The 1,618-nt window shown below is 67.1% G+C and carries 2 protein-coding genes; both read left to right on the top strand.

Translation table 11 applies throughout. From position 1 onward, the window contains the following. The coding region (locus B2W70_RS07255; protein ID WP_286744279.1) for a DHHA1 domain-containing protein at window positions 1-1,148 on the top strand (1,148 nt) is incomplete at its 5' end. 166 nt (window positions 1,149-1,314) lie between these two features. Beyond that, window positions 1,315-1,618: YbjQ family protein (locus B2W70_RS07260; protein WP_286744281.1), on the top strand; the 304-nt coding region annotated here is incomplete at its 3' end.

Genomic DNA, 1,618 nt, shown 5'->3' on the forward strand with positions numbered 1-1,618 from the left:
ACAAGACCCCGTTCTACGCCGAGTCCGGCGGCCAGTGTGGCGACAGCGGTGACCTGCGCAACGCCAGCAGCCGCTTCGTGGTCGAAGACACGCTCAAGATCCAGGCCGACGTGTTCGGCCACCACGGCCGCGTGGTCGAAGGCGCCATCAAGGTCGGCGACACGGTGAATGCGAAGGTCGACGCCGAGCTGCGTGCCAAGACGGTCCGCAACCACAGCGCCACCCACCTGATGCACAAGGCCCTGCGTGAGGTGCTGGGCGAACACGTGCAGCAAAAGGGCTCGCAGGTCACGCCCGACCGCACGCGTTTCGACTTCTCGCACGGCCAGCCGCTGAGCGACGAAGAAATCCGTGAGATCGAGCAGATCGTCAACGCCGAGGTCCTGGCCAACGCCGACGCGCAGGCCCAGGTCATGGCCCTGGAAGACGCGCAAAAGAGCGGCGCCATGATGCTGTTCGGCGAGAAGTACGCCGAAACCGTGCGCGTGCTGAGCATTGGTTCCTCGAAGGAACTGTGCGGTGGCACCCACGTCAAGCGCACCGGCGACATCGGCCTGTTCAAGATCGTGGCCGAAGGCGGCGTGGCCGCTGGCGTGCGCCGCGTCGAAGCCATCACCGGCGACAACGCCCTGGCTTACGCCCAAAACCTTGAAGGCACCGTCAACGGCCTGGCCGCCATGCTCAAGGCCACCCCGCACGACGTGCCCGCACGCGTGGCCGCCGCGCAGGACCAGATCCGCGCACTGGAAAAGGAAATCGCTGCGCTCAAGGGCAAGCTGGCCTCGAGCCAGGGTGACGAGCTCGTGGCGCAAGCCGTGGACATCAAGGGTGTGAAGGTGCTGGCCGCTGTGCTCGAAGGCGCCGATGCCGCCACGCTGCGCAACACCATGGATCAGCTCAAGAACAAGCTCAAGACCGCGGCCATCGTGTTGGCGGCCGTTGAAGGCGGCAAGGTGCAACTGGCCGCTGGTGTCACGGCCGACACGACTGGCAAGGTCAAGGCCGGTGAGCTGGTCAACTTCGTGGCCAGCCAAGTGGGCGGCAAGGGCGGCGGCAAACCCGACATGGCCATGGCTGGCGGCACCGACGCCACCGCGCTGCCGCAGGCCCTGGCGGGCGTGCAGGCCTGGGTGGCCGAGCGCCTGTGATCGCCCGGGTTTGAGGTCGGGGCGTCACCGGTGTGACGTCCTGCCGACAGCCCGGGTCCGCCGGGCATGACCTGATCGCCCCGCCCGTGGTGCGCACTTATGATGGTTCGCACCACAACCAGGGCAGGGCGCACGAAGCCGCACCTGCCGCACAGGGAGCGTTCGAATGATCGTCAGCAACCTCGAAGTCCTGCCCGGCCAGCGTGTCGTCAAGCACCTGGGCCTGGCCCAGGGCAGCACCGTGCGCGCCAAACACGCCGGCAAGGACTTCCTCGCCGGCCTCAAGAACATCGTCGGTGGTGAGCTCAAGGCCTACACCGAGCTGATGAAGGAAGCCCGCGAGGAGGCCGTCAAACGCATGGTCGAAGAAGCCCGCTCCATGGGCGCCAACGCCGTGCTCAACGTGCGCTTCACCACCACCTCCATCACCATGGGGGCTGCCGAGATCCTGGCCTACGGCTCGGCCGTCG

Source organism: Aquabacterium sp. UBA2148 (assembly GCF_002328915.1).
GTDB lineage: Bacteria > Pseudomonadota > Gammaproteobacteria > Burkholderiales > Burkholderiaceae_C > Aquabacterium > Aquabacterium parvum.